We start from the raw sequence: 21,315 nt of genomic DNA, 5'->3' as shown, positions 1-21,315 counted from the left end.
GACAGAAAATGAGCATCATGGACAGCACCACACCCGCATCCGGCCGCAATGAACCGATCCCGGTCAACCGCTTCGCACTGTTTTCCGAGACCCTGCTGGCCGGACTGCTGGTGCTGGTGCTGTCCATTCCCCTAGTCACCATCCCCGCCGCCTACGCGGCCGGGATCGCCCACCTCGAACGCCACCTCTCCGGGCGGGACGATTCCCTCCGTGCCCTCTGGGGCACGTTCAAGGCCGCCCTGCCGGGCAGCTGGAAACTGGGGATCACGACGGCGGCAGCCGCCATCGTGATCATCCTGAACCTCCTGCTCGCAACCGTCGGGCAGCTGCCCGGCAGCGCGGTGGTCCTCCCGGCCACCCTCATCCTGGCAGCGGCCGGTGCCGTCCTGCTGCTGCGCACCACAGCCGCCTGGTCTGACGTCGCCGGTCCGGCTGCCGACGCCGACCGGCAGGCATCCGGTTCGGCACCCGGTGCCGTTCCGCCGTCGGCCGCCTGGTCCTCCGCCCTCGAAACCGGCAAGGCACTGTCACTGCGCGACTGGACGGGATCCCTTCTGCTGACCACGGCACTGTTCGCCGCCGTCGTCTTCGTCTGGATGCTCGTGGCGCTCTTTGTGGTGGTCCCCGGGATGCTGATCCTGGCCGCCGCGTCGGTCAAAATGCGCTCCAACCGCGCCTTGTAAGTCCCCGCCCGGAGATTCCGCGCCTCCACATTCTCTGCAAATCCCCGTTACTACCGAGTTGAGCCCGACGTGTCTTCCGACCGCCCCCAGTCCGCAGAGTCCCTCCACACCCCCAAAGGCCCGGTCCGCTGGTACTACCCGCTGACGCAGCACAACTACCGCCTGTACATGGGAATGACCTTGGCCGGCAGCATGGGCGTCTGGATGCAGCGCCTGGCACAGGACTGGCTGGTGCTCCAGCTGACCGGCAGTCCGGCGGCTGTCGGCGTCGCGGTGGCCCTGCAGTTCCTCCCCATGCTGATCGTGGGCCCGCTCAGTGGCCTGCTGGTGGACATCTTCCCCAAACGCAGCGTCATGATGGTCTGCCAGTCCGTGATCGTCCTCCTTGCCCTGGGCCTCGCGGCGTGGGACGCCACCGGCGGGATTACCGTGTGGATTGTCTACGGCAGCTGCATGGCCCTGGGGATCACCTCCGCCATCGACGGTCCCGCCCGCCAGGTCTTCGTCAACGAAGTGGTGGGCGATGCCGGTCTCCGGCCGGCCATCGGCCTCAACAACGCCATCGGCCAGCTCGGCGCCATGGCAGGTCCGGCACTGGGTGGAGTGGTCATCGCCCATGCCGGCTCTGCGGCCGCCTTCGCGTCCAACGCCTTTCTTGGCCTGCTCGTGCTGGGCATGATCGCCGGCATCAGGCCCGCGCTCCTTCACGCGAATGCCCCGGCTGTCCGGGGGCGGGGCCAACTCCTGGCCGGGTTCCGGTTTGTGCGGGACCGGCCGCCGCTGCTCCTGGTGATTGCGCTGGCCGGCCTGCTGGGGGCGTTCGGCATGAACGGCCCCGTGGTGCTGGCGGCGTTCGCCGAACGCGTCTGGCATAACGGTGTTGCCGGATTCGGCATGTTCAACACAGTCAGCGCCGTCGGCGCCCTGGCCGGTGCCCTGCTGGCCGCACGCCTTCGGACACTTGGCCGGAAGGGGATCGTGGCCGCGGCGGGCCTGTTCGGGCTCGCCCAGCTCGTGGCGGCGCTGATGCCGAACCTGCTCTCATTTACCGTGATGCTGGTGGTGGTGGGACTGATGACGCTGCTCTTCCTGACCAGTGCCGCCACCGCCGTCCAGCTGGAGGCCGGGCCGGACGTCCGTGGCAGGGTCATGGCGCTGTACCTGCCGTTGCTTCTCGGCGGGCACGCCCTGGGCGGCCTGCTGGCAGGTTGGCTCACGGAACAGTTCGGCGTCCGGACCGGGCTGGTTGTTACCGGCGCCCTGGGGATGCTCTCGGCACTGGTCATCGGTTTCCTGCTGTGGAGGAACTCACGCCGGAACGCCGCCTGACCGCTCCTGTGAGCAAAAGTAACTTTGTGTGCGTTGTTGACGTGTGTGGTGGCTCACACCTAAGGTATGAGAAAGCGGTTTCTTGATCACCGTTTCCACTGTGAGACTAAAGGACAACGAATGCTTTTTAGCGCCCGAAAATCCACTATCCCCAAAACAGCAGCTGTCTTAGCAGTTCTCGCCATGGCCCTGACCGGCTGCGGCGGAGGCTCGTCCTCCGCCTCCGACGGGCCTGTCACCCTGCGTTTCAGCTGGTGGGGCTCCGATGTGCGGCACAAGATGACGCAGCAACTGATCGAGGCCTTCGAAGCCGAGAATCCCAACATCAAGATCGAGGGGGAATACGGCGACTGGTCCGGTTACTGGGACAAGCTGGCCACCCAGGTGGCCTCCCAGGACGCCCCGGACGTCATCCAGATGGACGCGGCCTACCTGGGCGAGTACGCCGGGCGGGGCGCGCTGCTTGAACTTAAGGACGTGGACCTCGCCAAGTTCGAGCCGGCCGTGGCCGACGCCGGCAAGGTGGAGGGTAAGCAGTACGCGGTGACTGCCGGCATCAACGCCCAGGTGGTGCTGGCCAATCCTGCCCTGCTCTCCGCCAGCGGAGTGGCACTCCCGGATGATTCCACCTGGACGTGGGACGAATACAACAAGACTGCCGCGGCGATCTCGGCGGCCAGCGCCAACGGCGTCTACGGCACCGGGGCTGTCACCGGGGACGCCGCCACCAACCTGTGGCTGCGGCAGCACGGCAAAACGTTGTTCACAGACGATGGAAAACTCGGCTTCGACGAGAACGACCTGAAGGGCTGGTACGAATACCAGGCGGACATGCGGGACTCCAAAGCTGCGCCCCCTGCGTCCGTGACCACTGAGGATGCCACCGCATCCGTGGACCAGCAGGGCCTCTCCACCAACCGGTATGCCATGGCCTGGTACTGGTCCAACCAGCTGGCTGCGTTGAGCAAGGCTTCCGGCCAGGCGCTGGAGATCCACCGCCCGCCGAGTACTGACGGCAGCGCCGCCTCGGCCGAGCAGTACTACAAGTCCTCACAGTTCTGGTCCGCCAGTTCGCGGACGAAACACCCGGCCGAAGTCCAGAAGTTCATCGATTTCCTTTCAAACAACGTTGAGGCAGGCAAAATCGCGTTGGCCGACCGCGGCATCCCGGCCAACTCCGAGGTTCGCTCAGCCATTGCGGACAAGCTGAGCCCGGCCGACGCCGCGACGGCGAAGTTCATTGACGAAATCGCCGACGAACTCGGCGACGCCGTTCCGGTCCCGCCGGCGGGCTCCAGCGCAGTGGTGGAAGTGATCGGACGCTATGCCCTTGAAATCCACTTCGACCGCATGTCTCCGGCCGAGGCCGCCAAGAAGGCCATGGAAGAGGCAAAGAGCGCACTGCTCTAGGAACGGCTTCCAACCAAGAACGGCTTCCAACTAAGAACGGCTTCAAACTGAGAAACGACGCCGGATGCGAACCGCATCCGGCGTCGTTTGCCTTTGGTGCCCCCACCCAACTAGGTAGCAGCAGATGTCGTAATGGGCGTCCATAAGGACATCTATTGCTACCTACTTGGGGGAACGGGAGTCTCTGTCAGGATTCGTCGGACGGTGTGAAGGTCCAGGTACCTGCGTGGATCCTGAAGTCATGTGAACGCACGACGGCGGGTCCCGCCGTCGGCCCTTGGATTCCGTAAGTGCCGGCGGGCAGCCGGACCGTGGCGGTGACGCCGACCGGAACCGTGCATTCGAGGTGCATTCCCGCGGCCGTCCGCCGCCAGCTGACCGCTACGGTGCCGTTGGGCAGCGGGAGGTTGCCCTTGGCATGCTCCAGCCGGCAGACCGGCGGCTCGATCAGCAGCTCGCTGCCTCCGGGAACAGTCACCCGCACGCCGAGCAGGGACTCCATGATTTCCTTCACCACGGAGGCGGACCAGGCGTGCGACTGGCTGTAGTCCGTGCCCTCCACCAGCTCCCAGGCTTCCCACGTGAAGCTGGCGCCGGATTCGAGGAGCCGCGCCCAGCCCGGCTGGTCCGCCGACGTGAGCAGGTCCAGGACGGCGTCCGTCAGGCCCTCGGCCAGCAGCGCGCGGACCAGCCGGTGCACGGTCATGGGTCCCTGCCGCATGCCCTGGCCGGCGATCCGCTCAGCATCAGCAGCCGCGTACGCCGGATCGGTGATGCCGAGGGAAAGCGGGAAGGAGGTGGCGTGCTGGGACGCGTGAGTGCTGGGGGTGCCGTCGGCGTGAAGGCCGTCGACCATGACGCCGTCCACGCGCAGGCGCGTGCGGACAGCCTCCGCGAGTGCCCCGGCATGGCCGGCATACCGGACTGCTGCGTCCTCCTGGCCGGCGAGGCTGCACAGACGCGCCGTGGAGATCAGGGCCGAGTAGGCCTGGGCGTTGACGGTGGTCTTGGCAGCAGAGTCCATGTCGTAGCCGAAGCGGCCCGGGGCCGGCCAGTCCACGATGCCGTGCAGGTAGGGGCCGGAGCCGCCGCCGAGTTCGGTGACCAGTCCCGCCGTCGGGCCTTCCGTGGCGAGGTAGCGCAGCGCGTAGTCGGCGGTGTTGCGGAGGTGCGGGAGGAGTTCATTGACCAGGGCGAGGTCTGCGGTGCGGAGGTGGTATTCCTCGGCCCATTCCGGCATCATGAGCGAGAAGTCGGGGATGTCCCTTTTGCCGTCGCCGTTGGGGTAGACCGCGTTGTAGCGTCCGAGGTCCTCGCCGGTGGTCCAATAACGGGAAGCTGACCAGCCGAATTCCCGCAGGGCTTGGGCGGTGTAGGCGTGCTCGCCGAAGAGTGCCATGGTGGCGTAGGAGATGTTGACGGCGTCGGCCAGGAACTGGCCTTTCTCCCGAGTGGGCGTGTCAACGAACTGCTCCTGGATGCCGTACAGCGCGGAGTCGCGGAGCAGCCCGAACACCGAATCCAGTGTGGGGTCGGAGCTGCTGAAGCTCCCCTCGTGCGGGTGCCGGCCATGGACGACGACGGCGCCCACCCGGGACAGGTCGCTCGCCTCCACGTCGGGCAGCTCCAGGTAGCGGAAGCCCAGGTGCACTGTGGCGCGGAACTGCTGCGGGCCTTCCGCCTGGGTGTAGGGGAAGGACATGTCGGTGTTTTGGCTGGCGGTCTTGCCGGTGTCCACCCGGCCGTTCGCTTCCAGGGTGTAGCCTGCCCGGATCATCAGCGTCCGTCCGGCCACACCGGTGCGGAAGTCCACTTCCGGGCGGGCCGGGATGACCTTGCCGAAGTCCGCCACGAGCGTGCCGTCGGCCGCGGTCAGGAAGGACTGAGGGGCGACAAAGGTCTCGGACAGTGAGGTGCGCCGCGGATGCAGGGCCGGGAACTCAGGGGCCGGGTGGGGACCGTAGCTCAGGGCCGGCGGCATGTCCTGGCCGGCATCCAGCGAGGCTGCGGCCTGCCCGTCGAGGTGCTCCACGGGGTCGCCCTCGTCGTTCCGGTAGCCGGCCTGCCGGTACGGGGCTTCGGCGGCCGTCCAGTCGGGACCGGAGCCAAAGACCTCCCGGCGGCCGTCCGTGTAGTCCACGCTGAGCCGGACCAGCAGGCCCGGAACGCTGGCGGCCCTGCCCTGGCCGGGGCCGTACCAGTGCAGCAGGGCGGTCAGGGGAACCTGGACCGGCTCGTCCAGGCGGGTGGAATGTCCGTCCTTGTCCCGCTGCTTCGGCTCCTCCGGTGAATACGCCGCGAGCAGCGCGGTGACGTCGGCGGCGTCGTAATATCCCTCCCCGGGGTAGCCGAACGAAGTGGTGCTCAGGCAGGCTGTGCCGTCCAGGGCGAGCTGTGCGTGATGGCTTGCCGCAGCAAACAGGCGGGCCCGGGCAACGGTGCCGGTGAGCCGGACGGTGGTGCGGAAGAGTGTCCACTCGTCCGGCTGCCGGTGCGCGGTGGTGCCGGCCCAGTGGCCCAGGAACGCGCGGGCCTCTTCCGGGCCTTCGCTGAACCGGTGGTCCAGGAGCACAGCGTCGCCAAGGTCAGCGTCTCCAGGAACGGCGTCGGCAGGTACGGCGGCGCCGGCGGCCGGGTTGTCCGCGCCAGGGTTGCCGGCAGGGGCCGGGCCGGTGATCCTCAGTGACGCGTACTCGGCCTGGCTGCGGGGACCCTGGTGCAGGGCGAGGTGACCCTCGAACCCGGCCGGGAGCGGCTCCGCCACGGTGAGCAGCTCAACGCCGTCGAGGGCGACGGTGATGGTGGTGCCGTCGTCGGACACGGCCAGGTCCTGCCAGGTGCCGGGGACCAGGTCCTTGCCGGGGAGCCGTTGCTGGCCGGCTACGGCGTTGCGGTCAAGCTGGGCACTGGCCAGGACGTCGGTCTCCGGAGTGGCGGCGGAGGGGATGTCCCAGGCCGGGGCGCGGCGGAGCACCACGTTGCCCGCCGTGTTGAGTTCCAGCAGCAGTCCCGTGCCTGGGCCGCTGCTGCGAAGGACCAGGCCGGCCCAGCCCATGACCGGCCGGAGGCGGGCGTCCAGCGTGAAACGGCGTACCGGCGGGCAGGGGATGGGCAGGAACGGCGAGCCGGCGACACGAAGGGCGCCTTCGAGGACGTCCAGCGGAGCCCGGCCGCCCGGCGCCCGGTTGATCCAGTCGGCACCCCACCCGGTGTCCGGAAGTCCGGTGCTGAACGGCTCGGCCTCGGACCAGGGGCCGGGGAACCCTCCGGCATCACTGACCCGGACCCGCCAACTGTAGTCAGCATCCCCGGCCAGTTCCGGACCGTCGTAAGGAATCCCGGACTGGCCGGACGACGGAACGGGCCCGGAATACCAGACCTCAGCCCCGGCCGAGTCCTCGACGGCGATTTCGTAGCCGGTCTGCCGGGCCGCGGCGGGGTCGGCGTCCTCAGGCTGGCTGAGGCGCCAGCCGAACACCGGACGCAGCGACGCCGTGAGGCACCGGGCGAGGCCATCCGTCAGTAAGCCGGCAGCCTGCAGTTCGCCCTGTCTGGTCTGCGTGCGCGTGGCTTCCTGGGTGGGGGAGACGCCCATCAGGAAGCAGTCCCGTGAGCTGCCAAGGCCCAGGGCAGTCCGAGTTCCCTGAACGTGGCGTGCTCCCGGGTGGCGCGGTCCAAAGCATCTTCGATCCCGACGACGACGGCGTGCGCGGACTCGCCTTCCCCTTCCCACTGGACGTAGGCGTCGTCGATCAGTGCCGGCAGCGGTGCGGTGCGGATCGCTTCGAGCACCAGCATGAACGCTCCGCTGTCCAGGAGCGGGCTGATGAGTGCCTTGCCTTCGCGGCGGTGGGCAAGCAGGTTCTCCGTGAGGTCGTCCCGGCCCAGGACCTGCTCGGTCTGCCCGGCGGGGGTGGTCACGGTGAGGCGGTCCTCGGTGTAATGGAACACGGCCTCGCCCAGGGACCCCTGCAGTGTCACGTAGGGTTCCACGGATTCAGTGGCGCAGATGGTGAGCGCGCAGGTGACGGGAAGTCCCGCGGCGGTGCGGATCCGGATGACGGACGTGTCGTCGGATTCGATGTCGTTGGCCCGGTAGAGATCGGTTTCCACCGAGGCGACATCGTCGACGGTGCGGGCTCCGGCGATGCGCAGCGCGGTGGCCACGGCGTGGGCGAGGGGATTGGTGGCGACGCCGTCCACCACGTCGACGCCGTCGATGCTCCGTTTCCCGGCCCAGCGGGAGCGCTTGTAGTAGGCCCTGTCGCGGACCCAGCGGCCCGTGGCCGAGATGCCCTGCAGCGTGCCGATGGTGCCGCTGGCCAGGAGTTCCTCGATGGCTTGCAGCGCATGCGATCCCAGGCTCTGGAAACCGATCTGCACGCTCCGTCCCGACGCCTCGGCAGCATCGCACAGGGTGTTGAAGTCCGCAAGGGACGCCACGGGCGGCTTCTCCAGATACAGGTCAGCGTTGGTAGTGAGGGCGGCGAGCCCCAATGGTGCGTGGGTCTGTATGGGTGTGGCCACAATGATCAGTTCCAGGTCCCGGGTTACTGCCAGGAGTTCGGGAAGCGTGGGAAAAACGGCGGCCGTGTCCGGTACGGCGCCCGGTGCCGGTGGCTGGGGGTCGGCCACCGCAACGAGTTCGACGACGCCGGCAGCCTGCAGCCGCTCAAGGTTGCGCAGGTGGTGCGTGCCAAAGCCGTGAACGCCTACCAGCGCCACGCGCGCCGGGCCGGTTTGGTCCGGCTGTTGTGCCGGGGCGGGTGCCGCCGCCGGGACTTCGGACTGGACCTGATCAGCGTTCCGGGACTGTGACTCGGCGGCGGTGCCGGCTGGCGTTCCCAATGGATCTCCGTTTCTGCCCGCAGGCACAAAAGCTCGGCCCCGGCGGCGGCGTCGTGACGGCGCCGGAGCGGTCGATGAGGCGTTCCCGCCATGCCGGCATGGGCAGGCGGATACGGGGCTGACTCACCCTGGGCGCTCGCAGGCAGTTCACCCAGCAAGCGCTTTCCAATAACCAGTGTGGAGTACGACCGGGTGCAGAGTCCAGTAATGTAACGATTCAAAAATTGGCTTGACCCGCCCGCCATGAAGGGTCTAGATTTCGAGAAACCGATTACTCACGTGACGCACGCCACCATGGACGCGTTTCTGCAACGATGGAGAACCGAAGGGAGCTTTGCCATGCTGGCTGGAAATTTCAGTGCACGCGCCTACTCGTTCTTTGACACCCTGCTGTGGATCGCCTGCCTCAACCTGCTGTGGATCCTCTTCACCCTGCTGGGCCTGGGCGTCCTGGGCGCTGGCCCGGCAACGGCCGCGGCGCAGATCCTGGTCCGGCGCAGGGCGAGCGGAGAAGCCGCCCCGCTGCTCAAGTCCTTTACCCGCGAATACTTCGCGAACTTCGTCCGGGCCAACGCGTTGGCGTTGCCCGTCATGGCAGTGGCCGTAGCCCTGGCCCTCAACTGGAACTACTCGTCCGGCGCCGGGGATCTGATGTCCCAGCTGATTGCGGCGGGCACGTTTGTGGCCGCCATTTTCCTTGCCGGAGTGGTCTGCTACCTCTTCCCGATGTACGCCCGCTACGAACTGCCGCTGGGCCAGTACCTGATGACCAGCTCCCGTTTCGCCGTCCGCCACCTGGCCGGCACGGTCATCCTGCTGTTCATCACGGCCGCGGCCGTCTACGCCAGCCGCGCGCTGCCCGGACTTATCCCGTTCTTCAGCGTCGGCGCCTGGCTGTACGTGACCGGCTGGCTGTGCGACCGGTTCTTTGCCGCCAACGACGAGTCCGTGGCCGCAACCGCCGCGCTCCAGGACGCTGACGTGCCCGCCGGCGGCAGCACCGCCGTCGTCCGCCCATCCGGCACCGCAGCAGCCCGCCCCGCCCAGCAGGGGGCACCTGTTGGGTGAACTCTTTGACGGCCGGCTCCTCTACGGCGCGGCCGTGTATCCCGAAGTCCTGGACGCTGCCACTTTCGAAGCCGACGCCGCCCACATGCGCCTGCTGGGCATGAACACGGCCAGGCTGGGGGAATTCATGTGGTCCGCCCTGGAACCGGACGACGGTCAGATCCGGCTGGATGTCCTGGACCGCGCCCTCGATGTGCTCGGCGCCAACGGGCTCAACGCCATTGTCTGCACGCCCACCGCCACGCCGCCCGTCTGGCTCACCCATGGCCACCCGGAACGCCTGCACCACACGGCCGACGGCGTTGTGCTGGGTCACGGCTCCCGGCAGCACATCTGCACCAACAACCCCGTTTTCCGTGACCGTGCCACACGGATCACCCAGGCCGTTGCCGCCGCCGTCGGGAATGACCGCAGGGTGCTGGCCTGGCAGCTGGACAACGAGTTCAAGTCCCACGTGGGCGGCTGCCACTGCGCCACGTGCCGTGATCTGTGGGCCGGCTGGCTGGCCGCGCGCTACCAGGAGGTTGGGCTGCTCAACGAGGCCTGGCATTCCGCGGTGTGGAGTGAAACGTATCAAAATTTTGCCCAGGTACCATTGCCCGGCCCCACGCCCTTCCTCCACAACACCTCGCTGGTCAACGATTTCAGGCTGTTCAGCCAGGAGTGCATCAACGGGTTTGCCCGGGAGCAGGCGGACACCGTCCGCGCCCACAGCAACCTTCCGGTGACGCACAACAGCGGCTTCGGCTTCGACCTGGACAACGCTGCGCTCTTCGCGGACCTGGACTTCTCCAGCTTCGACACCTACCCGTCGGCCAGCAACCGTTCGGCATTCCTGATGAACCTGGACTACTTCCCGCGTCTGGCAAAGACCCGGCGCACGGTCCTGATGGAAACCAGTCCCAGCCACGGCGGCTCGGTGCAGCACTACGGCGTGCCGCACCCGCACGGGTTCGTCGAAGCCGAGGCCTTCGCCAACTACGCCTCAGGGTCCGCCGGATTCCTGTTCTGGCACTTCCGCCAGCACCGCGGCGGCAGCGAACAGGCTCACGGGTCGGTGCTCAGCGCCTGGGGACAGCCCACCATTGGCCACTCCAGCGCCGACGCAATCGGCCGCCTGCTCCCTGCCGTGAAGCCCCTGCTTGACCACAGCAGCCCCGCCCAGCCCGCCGTCGCGGTCCACTACTCGGACCACGCGAAGGCATTCCTCGCAACAGAATCGGGCGGCGGCGCCGGCTACCGGAGCCTGGTCTCGGCATTCCATGCAGGACTGGTCCGGGCCGGCATCCACAGGTCCCTGCTTCCGGTGGAGGCCTCCCTCGCCGGATTCCGGGTGCTCTTCACCCCGTTCGTCCACCACCTGTCGGCGCAGGACCGGGAGCGGATCCTCCACTGGGTGCACGACGGCGGCACCTGGGTGTGCGGGCCCGGCACCGGAGACCGCACGGAGCACCACACCTGGCACGCCGACTCCGCGCTCGGCGGTCTGGAATCCGCTGCAGGCGTCGAGTCCGTCTTCCAGTTCCCGGCCACCGGCTCGGGTTCCCGGGGCTCCATCCTGGGGCACGACGTCGTCCTCTCCCGGATGAGCACCTTCTTCCGGCTGCCGGCGACCGACCTGCCCGGTGCGGCCACTGCGCTCGGAACCGTCACCGCCGGCCCGGCCGAAGGCCTTGAATTCGCCACCGAACGCCGTATCGGCGCCGGCCGGATGATCCTGCTCGGCTCCTATCCGGGCGCCGGCCCGGGCACAGGCGGACCGGACGACGACGGCGCGGCGCTGGCTGCCGTCGTCGAATATGCCTGCGCCGGGGTGCTGCCGCCTGTCCGCACCGCGGGCGGCGCCGTGGCCGAATATCCGCGCTGGCGCAACGGCCGGCTGCAGCACTGGCTGGTCAACATGGGCGGCGAGCCGGGCGCGTTCACGCTGCTGCGGCCCGCCCGCAGGCTGCTGGGCAAGCAGGATGTCCACGCCAAAAACGGCAGCCATGCCGGCCATCCCGCTATTACCCTTCCCGCCGGCGTGCACACCCTGGGCGCCTACGACTACCTGGTCCTGGAAGACATCAAAGAGGAGCACGCGCTGTGAAATGGCTTGAGCAGGCACCACGAGTGGATACCGCTGTTTCCTTCGGCAGGCCGTGGGCACAGGGAGAGCTGGACGCCCCGGGCGTCCCCGGCATCCGGATTGCGGACGCCGCGCTGGCCCACGAGGCCCGCCCGCTGGCCTACTGGCCTGACGGCACCGTCAAATGGACCGCCCACGCAGTGGTGGTTCCGGCCGGCACGGACGCCGCGGCACTGGAACCGAAGCGTGCCCCGGACCTGGCCACGCCGGACGCCGCGCCGGCCCCTGCACCCGCACAGCCGTCCCGGCTGCTGGCGGTTTCCGACGGCGGGACCATCCTCGTCGACACCGGAGCCTTCGCAGTGGCCATCCCCGCTGGAAGTCAGACGGCGGGTGCCGCGCTCACCGGCCCGTTCATTGCCCCCGACGGACGCCAGCTCGGCGACGCCCTGCGGCTCGTGGTCAGTGCTCCGGATGCGCTGGCCAGCGTCGAGTCCGCGGACATCGAAACCCCAGGAGCCGTGCGGACCGTGGTCCGGATCGAAGGGTCTGTGACCGCGCGTGGCACCGAACTGCTCCGGTTCATTATCCGGCTCGCGTTCTTCGCCGGGCAGGCTACCGTGCAGGTCACCCAGACGCTGCTGTTCCAGGACGCCGCGAAGGATCGGATCATCAAGGGCGTCGGACTGCGGCTGGACCGGTGCCTCAGCGGGGACCTGCTCAACCGGCGCGTCAGCATCGCGGGGGACACCGCCGTCTACACCGAACCCTTGCAGTCCCTCTACACCCGCTCCTTCAGCGGCGACAACCCGGATTACGCCCACCAGCTCGCCGGCCAGGCCGTCGCCGAGACGCCGGAGACTGCGGAGCTGTTCGCCGTCGGACGGCAGAACGCCGCCTGGTCCGCCTTCCGCGTGACGCAGGAATCCGAGGACTACTTCCGTCTGGAGAAGCAGACCAAAGCGAAGCTGCTGCCCGTGCGGATGGGCAAAGGCCACCGCAGCCAGGGACTCCTGTACGCCGGGGACCCTGCTGGCGGCGTGGCCGTCAGCCTTCGCGGCTTCTGGCAGAAATTCCCGGCCGCCCTTGAAGTGGACGGCATGGCGGGCGATTCCGCCTCCTTCACGGTTTGGTCCTGGGCCGAGTCCGTGGAACCCATGGACCTGCGCCACTACACGGACGAATGCCACGTGCCCAGTGCCTACGAAGGCTTCGACGAACTGCGCTCCACCCCGGAAGGCGTAGCCAACACCTCCCATATCTCCTTCGACTTCGTGGACGCGTCTCCATCCAATGACTGGCTGTGGGAACTCGCCTGCGAACGCCAGCAGCCCGCCCAGCCGGTCTGCGTCCCGGAGCTGTATTACTCCTCCCGCGCCGCCGGCACCACCTGGGGTCTGCCTGAAACGGAACCCGCCGGCGCCGCCGTCGAACAGCGGATTGACGGGCTGGTGGACTTCTACAGCCGGGAGGTGGAGCAGCGCGGCTGGTACGGCTACTGGAACTACGGCGACTTTATGCACAGCTACGACCAGTACCGCCACCAGTGGCGCTACGACCTGGGTGGCTTCGCCTGGGCCAACAACGAACTGGCACCCAACATGTGGCTCTGGCAGTCGTTTCTTCGCACCGGTGACGCCCGGGCCTTCCGCCTGGCCGAGGCCATGACCTGGCACAGCGCAGAGGTGGACCGGCACCACTTCGGTGAGTACTCCCAGCTGGGCTCCCGGCACAACGTGGTCCACTGGGGCTGCGGCTGCAAGGAAGTCCGGATCAGCATGGCCGGCCTGCACCGCTATTACTACTTCCTCACCGGGGACGAACGCATCGGCGAACTCCTCTCCGAAGTCCGCGACGCCGAGCACGCGCTGGACCGGCTGGACCCCATGCGCGAGTTCTACGAGCGGACCACGGAACGGACCCACATCCGGATCGGACCCGACTGGTCGGCCCTGGTGTCCAACTGGTTCAGCGAATGGGAACGCACCGGCGACAGCCAGTGGAAGGACCGGATCGTGAAGGGCATCGGCCAGCTTGAGGCCATGCCCCACGGGCTGCTCTCCGGGCCCACCCTGGAATTCGACGTGTCGGCCCTGGACCTGCACCACATGTTCACCGGGACGGAGGGCGGCTTCCACATGATCATCGCCTTCGGTGCCCCGCAGGTGTGGATGGAGGTTGCCGAGGCACTGGACCACGACGGCTTCCGCCGGATGCTCGCCGACTTCGGCAGGTTCTACGCCCTGCCAGAGGCCGAAAAGCAGCGCCTCACGGGCGGCGCCCTGGACGACACTCACTTCAGCTGGCCCTCCATGGCCACCGGAATGATGGCCTACGGCGCCTGGTACTACCGCGACGAGGAACTCGCAGCAACCGCCTGGGACTTCCTGCTGGAGAACGCAGGCGGCGGGCTGAACGCCCCCTTCGCCGCATCGCTGCAGCGGGCACAGACCTGGCAGCCCGTCGTCGAACACCCCAACATCTCCACCAACTGGGCTTCCCAATGGGGCCTGAACGCCATGCTCTGCCTGGAACTGATCGGCCCGCCCGGGGAGCCCCGCTGGGCCAGCCATCCCCGAGAGCTGACCCGCATGACCACCTGAACTGCACCAACCCAACTGCACCAACCGACCCCGGTGAGATGACCTGCCGGAATCAACCCCGAAGAAGTGGAAAAGGAACAACATGATCACCAGAAAACTCAGCCTGGCCGCCGCCGTCGTGACAGCCACTGCCCTGACCCTGACCGCCTGCGGAGCGGGTGAAACCCCCGCTGTGGATACGACCAAAATCAGCATCATGGCGCCGTTCCTGGAGGCGCAGCCGCCGTCCGCCGACGGTGCCGTGCAGCAGAAGTTCGAGGAGCTCACAGGCAAGGATGTGAACATCACCTGGGCGCCGAACGCATCCTACGAAGACAAGATGAACATCACGCTGGCGTCCTCCGAGATCCCCCAGATCATGGTGGTGCAGAGCAAGTCGCCGGGCTTCGTCAAGAACGCCGAGGCGGGCGCCTTCTGGGACCTCACCGACAAGCTCGACGCGTACCCCAACCTGAAGACCACCTTCCCCGAGGTGCAGAACAACGCCAGCGTCAACGGCAAGGTCTACGGTGTCTTCCGGGCCCGCGGACCCATGCGCGCGGCCGTGATGTTCCGCCAGGACTGGCTGGACAAGCTGGGCCTGAAGGCACCGGAAACCACCGAGGACCTCTACAAGGTGGCTAAGGCCTTCACCGAGCAGGACCCGGACGGCAACGGCCAGAATGACACCTGGGGCATCACCATCCCCAAGTGGGGCGCTCTTGGCTCCAACAGCCCTTACGACATCATCGAAGAGTGGTACGGCGCCGGCAACCGCTGGACCGAGAAGGACGGCAAGCTGATCCCGAGCTTCGAAACCGAGGAGTTCCTCGAAGCCAACCGCTTCGTCAAGAAAATGGTTGACGAGAAGCTCATCAACCCCGACTTCGCCACGTTCGACGGCACCAAATGGAACGAGCCGTTCTTCAACGGCAAGGGCGGCATCATCGTTGACGTCGACTCGCGCGTCAGCGTCCTGATCAACCTGTTCAAGCAGGCCAACCCCAACGACTTCGAAAACAAGGTGGGCTTTGTCGGCAACCTCAAGGGCCCGGACGGCGAACTCAACGCCCACCCCACCGACGGCTACTCCGGCTTCCTGGCCATCCCCAAGACGAGCGTCCGCACCGAGGCCGAGCTGAAGAACGTCCTGGAATTCCTGAACACCATGAACGGCAAGGAAGTTGCCACGCTCTTCAACAACGGCATCGAAGGCGTGAACTTCGCGGTCGAGGACGGCAAGGCAGCCACCATCAAGCCCGAAACACCCGAGGGCAAGGCTGTCGCCACGGACATCAAGAGCTACGCGCAGCTGGGCACCAACGTCACGGGCAACAACTTCTACCCCGTTAAGCAGGCCTCTGAGTACGAGCAGAAAGTCTACGACGAGCGCATCAAGGTCATGGCAGAGGATCTGAAGAGTGCCGTGTACAACCCGGCAGCGGCCTTCGTTTCGCCCACCTATGTGGCCAAGGGCGCGCAGCTGGACAACATCGTGGCGGATGCCCGGATCAAGTACCTGGCCGGCCAGATCGATGAGCAGGGCCTGAAGGACGCCATCAAGCTGTGGAAGTCCAGCGGCGGCGACAAGGTCCAGGAAGAGATCAACAAGCTCTGGCAGGACAGCAAGTAGCAGACCCCCGGCGCCGCCGGCTGGCCCAGCACACCGTGCGGGCCGGCCGGCGGCGGATCCCCACCACCAGAAAGGAGGCCTGAATGTCGCAACTGACAGATGCACTGGCCTCGAACATCGGCGCCGGCGACGGCGCCGGCACGGAGCCCGGCAAAGCCGGAAAGCGGAGCAAGAAGCCGGGCAAGCCCCCGAAGGTCCCGCGCGGCAAGTTCTCGGTTCATTTCGCGCACTACAAGTGGCTTTACCTGCTCCTGCTGCCCGGCGTGCTGTACTTCGCGGTGTTTCGCTACGCCCCGATGTATGGCGTCAGTATTGCCTTCAAGGACTACGTCCCGTTCCTCGGCGTCAACGCCAGCCCGTGGGTGGGGTTCACGCATTTCCAGGACTTCTTCTCCAACCCCGACTTCGGCCGGCTGCTGGGCAACACCCTGATCCTGGCGTTCCTGAACCTGGGCGTCGCGTTCCCGCTGACCATCGTGCTGGCACTGCTGCTGAACGAGGTCCGCCTCTCCATCCTCAAGCGGACCGTCCAGACCCTGGTCTACATCCCGCACTTCCTGTCCTGGACCATTGTGGCGTCGCTGAGCTTCCTGCTGTTCGCCCTGGACTTCGGCCCGCTGTTCCTGTTCATCAACAACGTGCTGGGCACCGACATCGACTTCCTCTCCGACCCCGCCTGGTTCCGGCCGCTGATCGTGCTGCAGGAGATCTGGAAGAACACCGGCTGGGGAACCATCATCTTCCTCGCCGCCCTGGCCACCGTGGACCAGGACCAGTACGAGGCCGCGATCATCGACGGCGCCGGCCGGTTTCGCCGGGTCTGGCACATCACCCTGCCCGGGATCCGCTCCACCATCATCGTGATGCTCATCCTCGCGATCGGGCAGATGCTCAACACCGGCTTCGAGCAGATCTACCTGATGACCAATGCCCTGAACCGGGATGTCGCCGACGTCTTCGACACCTATGTCTACTTCGTGGGCATCACCCAGGGCGCCTACTCCTACTCCACCGCCGTAGGACTGTTCAAGTCATTGGTGGGCATCGTGCTGATCTTCGGCACCAACGCCCTGGCCAAGCGATTCAACCAGAGCGGACTGTTCTAATGAAGATTCATAACACCACCGGCGGCCGGGTCTTCGACGCCGCCAACTACGTCTTCCTGACCTTGATCGGGATCATCACGCTGCTGCCGTTCGTCTACGTCTTCGCCGGCTCCTTCGCCACCGAAGCCGAGATCACCCGGCGGGCCTTCTTTGTCTGGCCCGAGCAGTTCAGCGTGGGCTCCTACGAGTACATCTTCTCCACCCCGGCGTTCATCCGCGCCCTGGTTACCACGGTCCTGGTCACTGCGGTGGGCACGGTGGTCCAGCTGATCCTGACCGTGACCATGGCCTACCCGCTGGCCAAGCGGAACCTCCGCGGCCGGCAGCTGATCCTGTCCCTGGTGGTCTTCGCCATGGTCTTCTCCGGCGGCATGATCCCCACGTTCCTGCTGATCAAGGACCTCGGCCTGCTCAACAGCTACTGGGCGCTGATCCTGCCCGCGGCGATCAACCCGTTCAGCCTGATCATCATCAAGAACTTCTTCCAGGAACTCCCCGCCGAGCTGGAGGAATCCGCCAAAATGGACGGCGCCACCGAAGTCGGGATCCTCTGGCGGATCCTGCTCCCACTCTCCAAACCCGTGCTGGCAACGTTTGCGCTGTTCTACGCCGTGGGAATCTGGAACGACTTCATGTCACCCCTGCTCTACCTCTCGGATAACTCGAAGTGGACCCTGCAGATGTACCTTCGCCAGGTCACCGCCTCCTCCGACCTCCTCGGCACCGGCAACGTGGACCCGAACTACATCCCGCCCGAACAGGGCATCAAGTTCGCCGTCATCGTCGTCGCCACCCTGCCCATCCTCATCTTCTACCCCTTCCTGCAAAAACACTTCGCCAAGGGCATGCTGATCGGCTCCGTCAAAGGCTGACCAGCCCGAAAACAACAGAAAGCACAGCATGAAAATCCTGCTCGCCGGAGATTCCACGGTCGCCAACTGTCCCACCCACGAGTACCCCATGAGCGGCTGGGGAGCACAGCTGCCCCGGCACGTGTACGCGTGGGCCGCCGTGCACAACTTCGCCAAGGGCGGGGCCAGCACTGAGTCCTTCCGGGCGGAGGGGCTCTGGAGGCAGCTGCTGGACACCGCCGCGGAGGGCGACCTCGTCCTGATCCAGTTTGGGCACAACGACCAGAAGAAGGTCCACCTCGCGGCCAGGACCGGTTACGCCGCCAACCTCCGCACCATGGTGGCGGACGTGCGTGGCCGGGGCGCCGTTCCGGTACTCTGCACTTCCGTGGAGCGCCGGCACTTCCTGGACGGGCCGGCGTCGGACGCTGTCCTGGAAGAAAGCCTGGAGGACTACCCCGAAGTGGTCCGCGAGATCGCACTCGAACTGCAGCTGCCCGCCGTCGACCTTAACGCCTGGACCCGCGCACTGTACGTGGAGCTGGGGGTTGGGGAATCGAAGTCCCTGTTCTGCCATTTCGGGCCCGGCGAGCACGCCTTCTGGCCTGCCGGGCTGGCGGACAACACGCACTTCTCGCAGCGCGGGGCTGCCCTCGTGGCGGAGGAAGTTGCCGCCCAGTTGGGACGGTTTGGCTTTGGCCCGGATGGTCCGGGTTCCGGGGACAGTGCGACGGCGGGACGTCCGGCGGCGGGACGTCCGGCGGCGGGATTGACGACGGCGGGGCGGGGCTAGGTGGGGGCGCCGCGCGCCGGCACCGGCCTGCTGTACAGCAACCCGCTCGCCGGCCCGGCGGATGTAGCCGGCTGGGTGGCGGAAGGGCCGCTGGGCCTGGCCAGCCACGACGGTGCGCTGGAGCTTTCCGGATCGCTGGACGACGAAGAGTTCGGGGACCACGCGCACTGGACGTTCTGGTGCCCGGAGGAATTCCCGGACGGCATCCGGATCAGCTGGGAGTTCCTGCCCCTCGCGGAACCGGGCCTGGCCATGCTGTTCTTCTCAGCCGTGGGCCACGAAGGACAGGACCTGTTCTCCGCCAGCCTGGCCCCGAGGACCGGCTACTACCCGCAGTACCACTCCGGCGACATCGACGCCCTCCACGTCTCCTACTTCCGGCACAAGTACGAGTCTGAACGGGCTTTCCGTACCTGCAACCTCCGGAAGAGCGCCGGCTTTGAACTGGTGGCCCAGGGCGCCGACCCGCTGCCGCCCACCGAGGACGCCGTGGACTTCTACCGGATGGAAGTGGTGAAGGACGGGCCGCGCGTGGCGTTCTTCATCAACGGGCTGACTCTCTTTGAGTGGTCGGACCCGTCGGACAAGGTGCTGGGCGGGGGCCGCATCGGCTTCCGCCAGATGGCACCGCTCAGGGCGGCCTACCGGAACCTCACAGTGGAGAAGATCTAGGGCCCGCTGGTCTGGAAGGCGCGAACTTAGATCGCGGGGGACCGGCGCTCGATCAGGACGGTGTCGCGCCACTGCCCAGTGAGCGGTCCGTGGGCCATCCTGGCGATGCGCTGGCGGCGGCCCACCACGACGTAGCCGTTGGCGAGGTGGAGTTTGAGGCTGGCCTCATTTTCGGGAAAGACGCTCGCCTGGATGGTCCAAATGCCGTCACGTTCCGTGGATTCAGCCAGGGCCCGCAGCAGCTTTGCCCCCAAGCCGAGCCCGCGGGCTTCGGCTGCGACATAGACGGAGTGTTCCACCACGCCGGCGTAGGCGGGGCGGGCGGAAACGGGGGAGACGGCAGCCCAGCCGAGGATCGCGCGGTCGGCTGTTTCGGCGACGATGCGGTGGCGGGGCAGTCTCGAGGTGTTGAACCGTTCCCAGCCGGGCGCCTCCGATTCGAAGGTGGCGTGTCCGGTGGCGATTCCTTCGGCGTAGATCCGCTGCACGGCCGGCCAGTCGCCGTCGAGCATGGGACGGATCGTGACGGCGGACGGTTCCGGCATGGTCACAGTGTGGCCAGGAGTCCGGCCGTCTCTTCCAGGGCCCCGGGCACCAGGGAGTAGTAGGCCCAGGTTCCGCGCTTTTCGCGGTGCAGCAGCCCGGCCTCCACCAGGATCTTCAGGTGGTGGGAGACCGTGGGCTGGCCCAGGTCCAGCGGCTCCGTCAGGTCGCATACGCAGGATTCACCGGAGGCGTCCGCCTTCACGATGGACAGCAGCCGAAGCCGGTTGGGATCGGCCAGCGCCTTGAAGACCAGGGCCTTCTGCTTCGCTTCCTCGGCGCCCAGGGCAGGGACTCCTGAGGGAGTGCAGCAGGCTTCATCCGTGGCCTGATCGAGCATGGGCAGCAATTTCATATATCCATTATGCCCTGACATTGACAGTCATCAATGTAATCGGTGAACGGCCACGCTGAAGGCTATGGGCCGGCCGTGCCGGAAGGGTGCGGAAGGACGACGTCGTCCGCGGCGTTGGCGGCGGCAGGGAACAGGATGAGGAGGAGGCCGAGGCCGACGGCGGCGCCAACCACTTGCGCCACGACGAAGCCGGGAACGGATGCCGGTGCGATGCCGGCGAAGGTGTCGCTGAAAATGCGGCCGACGGTCACCGCGGGGTTGGCGAACGACGTCGAGGAGGTGAACCAGTACGCGGCGCCGATGTAGGCGCCCACTGCCGGGGCTGCGAGGACGCCGCGCTTGGTGGCGGCCAGGGCGAAGATCAGCAGGATGAGGCCGGAGGTCGCGACGACCTCACCGAGGACGTGTCCGGTGGTGGCGCGGTCTTTAACGGAAATGGAGGTGCCCACCTCAAACATTGCGTTGGCCAAGACACTGCCGCTGACTGCACCCACGGTCTGCGCTGCCACGTAGGTGCCAAGCTCCGCCAGGGCCAGTCCGGCACCGTTCCGCCGGCCCAGGACCCAGTCGACAAGCGAGACCACGGGGTTGAAGTGGGCGCCGCTGACGGGACCGAACACCAGGATGAGGACCGTCAGGCCAAGCACCGTGGCGGTGCTGTTCTGCAGGAGCTGCAGGCCGACGTCGTTTGGGGAGAGCTGCTGTGCAGCGATTCCGGAGCCGACGACGATGGCTACGAGCAGGCAGGTGCCGAGAAGTTCCGCGACGGCACGACGCCACAGGGGTGGCTGTTTTGAGGGCATGGCAACAGCTTGATCGAAGAATCAACCCACTCAAAATTGACACGTCATGCATTTTCCAGAATATTGACAATCGTCAATCTTTCGTCCGATACTTCTTTGTATCGATCATTATCAATGTTTGAATCCCAGGAGAAACAACGTGAGCACCGAAACGGCCAAGAAGCCCTCCGTCCTGTTCGTCTGTGTCCACAACGCCGGGCGCTCCCAGATGGCGGCCGCCTTCCTGACCACGCTCGCCGGGGGTGACATCGACGTCCACTCCGCCGGGTCCCAGCCTGCCGACAAGATCAACCCCGCCGCCGTCGAGGCGATGGCCGAGCTCGGCATCGATATGTCCGCCGAGGTCCCCAAGGTCCTCACCACCGCAGCCGCGAAGGAATCGGACGTTGTGATCACCATGGGCTGCGGCGATGAATGCCCGTACTTCCCCGGCAAGCGCTATGAGGACTGGGTCCTTGAGGATCCGGCCGGCCAGGGCGTGGACGCCGTCCGCCCCATTCGCGACGAGATCAAAACCCGCATCGAGGACCTCATCGCCTCCCTCATCCCTGCGGCCAGGTAACCCGGCCAA

Annotated in this window: 17 protein-coding genes; 12 read left to right on the top strand and 5 right to left on the bottom strand. The window is 66.9% G+C overall.

Annotation, left to right across the window (positions count from 1 at the left end; all coding sequences use genetic code 11):
* The first annotated feature begins 8 nt into the window (after positions 1-8).
* From ABV518_RS15505 to ABV518_RS15495, 3 genes are all read left to right on the top strand, one after another.
* Positions 9-683, top strand: coding sequence for a Poxvirus protein I5 (locus tag ABV518_RS15505; RefSeq protein ID WP_367768254.1), 675 nt, complete (start codon positions 9-11; stop codon positions 681-683).
* A 69-nt stretch (positions 684-752) separates the two neighbouring features.
* Complete coding sequence (locus ABV518_RS15500; protein WP_367768251.1) at positions 753-2,012, top strand: MFS transporter; 1,260 nt, start codon at positions 753-755, stop codon at positions 2,010-2,012.
* Between the two features lie 120 nt (positions 2,013-2,132).
* Positions 2,133-3,422 (top strand): ABC transporter substrate-binding protein, encoded by a 1,290-nt coding sequence (locus tag ABV518_RS15495; RefSeq protein ID WP_367768248.1) that lies wholly within the window; start codon positions 2,133-2,135, stop codon positions 3,420-3,422.
* 187 nt (positions 3,423-3,609) lie between these two features.
* Here ABV518_RS15495 and ABV518_RS15490 read toward each other — a convergent pair whose 3' ends face one another.
* Together ABV518_RS15490 and ABV518_RS15485 are read right to left on the bottom strand one after the other, a co-directional pair.
* Positions 3,610-7,017, bottom strand: coding sequence for a family 78 glycoside hydrolase catalytic domain (locus tag ABV518_RS15490; protein ID WP_367768246.1), 3,408 nt, complete (start codon positions 7,015-7,017; stop codon positions 3,610-3,612).
* Complete coding sequence (locus ABV518_RS15485; RefSeq protein WP_367768243.1) at positions 7,017-8,270, bottom strand: Gfo/Idh/MocA family protein; 1,254 nt, start codon at positions 8,268-8,270, stop codon at positions 7,017-7,019. Before ABV518_RS15485 ends, ABV518_RS15490 begins: the two co-directional genes overlap by 1 nt.
* Positions 8,271-8,609: 339 nt before the next feature.
* On the opposite strand from ABV518_RS15485, the gene ABV518_RS15480 reads away from it, so the two are divergent.
* From ABV518_RS15480 to ABV518_RS15445, 8 genes are all read left to right on the top strand, one after another.
* Positions 8,610-9,338 (top strand): YesL family protein, encoded by a 729-nt coding sequence (locus ABV518_RS15480; protein WP_367768241.1) that lies wholly within the window; start codon positions 8,610-8,612, stop codon positions 9,336-9,338.
* A complete protein-coding gene (locus tag ABV518_RS15475) occupies positions 9,331-11,427 on the top strand; it encodes a beta-galactosidase (RefSeq protein ID WP_367768239.1) in 2,097 nt (698 codons plus the stop codon). Before ABV518_RS15480 ends, ABV518_RS15475 begins: the two co-directional genes overlap by 8 nt.
* Positions 11,428-11,450: 23 nt before the next feature.
* Positions 11,451-14,009, top strand: a complete 2,559-nt coding sequence (locus tag ABV518_RS15470) for a hypothetical protein (RefSeq protein WP_367768237.1) — start codon at positions 11,451-11,453, stop codon at positions 14,007-14,009.
* A gap of 82 nt (positions 14,010-14,091) precedes the next feature.
* The gene (locus tag ABV518_RS15465; protein ID WP_367768235.1) at positions 14,092-15,621 is read left to right on the top strand and encodes an extracellular solute-binding protein; all 1,530 of its coding nucleotides are present in this window, start codon (positions 14,092-14,094) and stop codon (positions 15,619-15,621) included.
* An 83-nt stretch (positions 15,622-15,704) separates the two neighbouring features.
* Positions 15,705-16,727 carry an ABC transporter permease gene (locus tag ABV518_RS15460; protein ID WP_367768231.1) on the top strand — a complete coding sequence of 341 codons (1,023 nt, stop codon included), beginning with the start codon at positions 15,705-15,707 and terminating at the stop codon, positions 16,725-16,727.
* Positions 16,727-17,599, top strand: coding sequence for a carbohydrate ABC transporter permease (locus ABV518_RS15455; protein ID WP_367768228.1), 873 nt, complete (start codon positions 16,727-16,729; stop codon positions 17,597-17,599). The genes ABV518_RS15460 and ABV518_RS15455 overlap by 1 nt, the downstream gene beginning before the upstream one ends.
* 28 nt (positions 17,600-17,627) lie before the next feature.
* Positions 17,628-18,371, top strand: coding sequence for a rhamnogalacturonan acetylesterase (locus tag ABV518_RS15450; protein ID WP_367768224.1), 744 nt, complete (start codon positions 17,628-17,630; stop codon positions 18,369-18,371).
* The gene (locus ABV518_RS15445) at positions 18,372-19,043 is read left to right on the top strand and encodes a DUF1961 family protein (protein WP_367768221.1); all 672 of its coding nucleotides are present in this window, start codon (positions 18,372-18,374) and stop codon (positions 19,041-19,043) included.
* A 26-nt stretch (positions 19,044-19,069) separates the two neighbouring features.
* Here ABV518_RS15445 and ABV518_RS15440 read toward each other — a convergent pair whose 3' ends face one another.
* The 3 genes from ABV518_RS15440 to ABV518_RS15430 all read right to left on the bottom strand — a co-directional run bounded on the left by ABV518_RS15440 (position 19,070) and on the right by ABV518_RS15430 (position 20,744).
* Positions 19,070-19,588 carry an N-acetyltransferase family protein gene (locus ABV518_RS15440; RefSeq protein WP_367768218.1) on the bottom strand — a complete coding sequence of 173 codons (519 nt, stop codon included), beginning with the start codon at positions 19,586-19,588 and terminating at the stop codon, positions 19,070-19,072.
* A 2-nt stretch (positions 19,589-19,590) separates the two neighbouring features.
* The gene (locus tag ABV518_RS15435) at positions 19,591-19,941 is read right to left on the bottom strand and encodes a metalloregulator ArsR/SmtB family transcription factor (protein WP_131134887.1); all 351 of its coding nucleotides are present in this window, start codon (positions 19,939-19,941) and stop codon (positions 19,591-19,593) included.
* A 62-nt stretch (positions 19,942-20,003) separates the two neighbouring features.
* Entirely contained in the window at positions 20,004-20,744 is a 741-nt protein-coding gene (locus ABV518_RS15430; RefSeq protein ID WP_367768215.1) for an aquaporin, read from the bottom strand.
* A gap of 139 nt (positions 20,745-20,883) precedes the next feature.
* On the opposite strand from ABV518_RS15430, the gene ABV518_RS15425 reads away from it, so the two are divergent.
* Positions 20,884-21,306, top strand: coding sequence for an arsenate reductase ArsC (locus ABV518_RS15425; RefSeq protein WP_367768212.1), 423 nt, complete (start codon positions 20,884-20,886; stop codon positions 21,304-21,306).
* The last annotated feature ends 9 nt before the right edge of the window (positions 21,307-21,315 follow it).

The sequence above is a fragment of the Arthrobacter sp. HS15c genome, assembly GCF_040812005.1.
GTDB lineage: Bacteria > Actinomycetota > Actinomycetes > Actinomycetales > Micrococcaceae > Arthrobacter.
Note: the sequence above shows the minus strand (reverse complement) of the source record. Positions and strands in the feature narration are given on the sequence as shown.

Excerpts from the sequence above, each read along its gene's own strand:
- ABV518_RS15505 (WP_367768254.1), top strand. The coding sequence starts at position 9 with ATGAGCATCATGGACAGCACCACACCCGCATCCGGCCGCAATGAACCG.
- ABV518_RS15495 (WP_367768248.1), top strand. The coding sequence starts at position 2,133 with ATGCTTTTTAGCGCCCGAAAATCCACTATCCCCAAAACAGCAGCTGTC.
- ABV518_RS15490 (WP_367768246.1), bottom strand. The coding sequence starts at position 7,017 with ATGGGCGTCTCCCCCACCCAGGAAGCCACGCGCACGCAGACCAGACAG.
- ABV518_RS15480 (WP_367768241.1), top strand. The coding sequence starts at position 8,610 with ATGCTGGCTGGAAATTTCAGTGCACGCGCCTACTCGTTCTTTGACACC.
- ABV518_RS15465 (WP_367768235.1), top strand. The coding sequence starts at position 14,092 with ATGATCACCAGAAAACTCAGCCTGGCCGCCGCCGTCGTGACAGCCACT.
- ABV518_RS15460 (WP_367768231.1), top strand. The coding sequence starts at position 15,705 with ATGTCGCAACTGACAGATGCACTGGCCTCGAACATCGGCGCCGGCGAC.
- ABV518_RS15455 (WP_367768228.1), top strand. The coding sequence starts at position 16,727 with ATGAAGATTCATAACACCACCGGCGGCCGGGTCTTCGACGCCGCCAAC.
- ABV518_RS15450 (WP_367768224.1), top strand. The coding sequence starts at position 17,628 with ATGAAAATCCTGCTCGCCGGAGATTCCACGGTCGCCAACTGTCCCACC.
- ABV518_RS15440 (WP_367768218.1), bottom strand. The coding sequence starts at position 19,588 with ATGCCGGAACCGTCCGCCGTCACGATCCGTCCCATGCTCGACGGCGAC.
- ABV518_RS15435 (WP_131134887.1), bottom strand. The coding sequence starts at position 19,941 with ATGAAATTGCTGCCCATGCTCGATCAGGCCACGGATGAAGCCTGCTGC.
- ABV518_RS15430 (WP_367768215.1), bottom strand. The coding sequence starts at position 20,744 with ATGCCCTCAAAACAGCCACCCCTGTGGCGTCGTGCCGTCGCGGAACTT.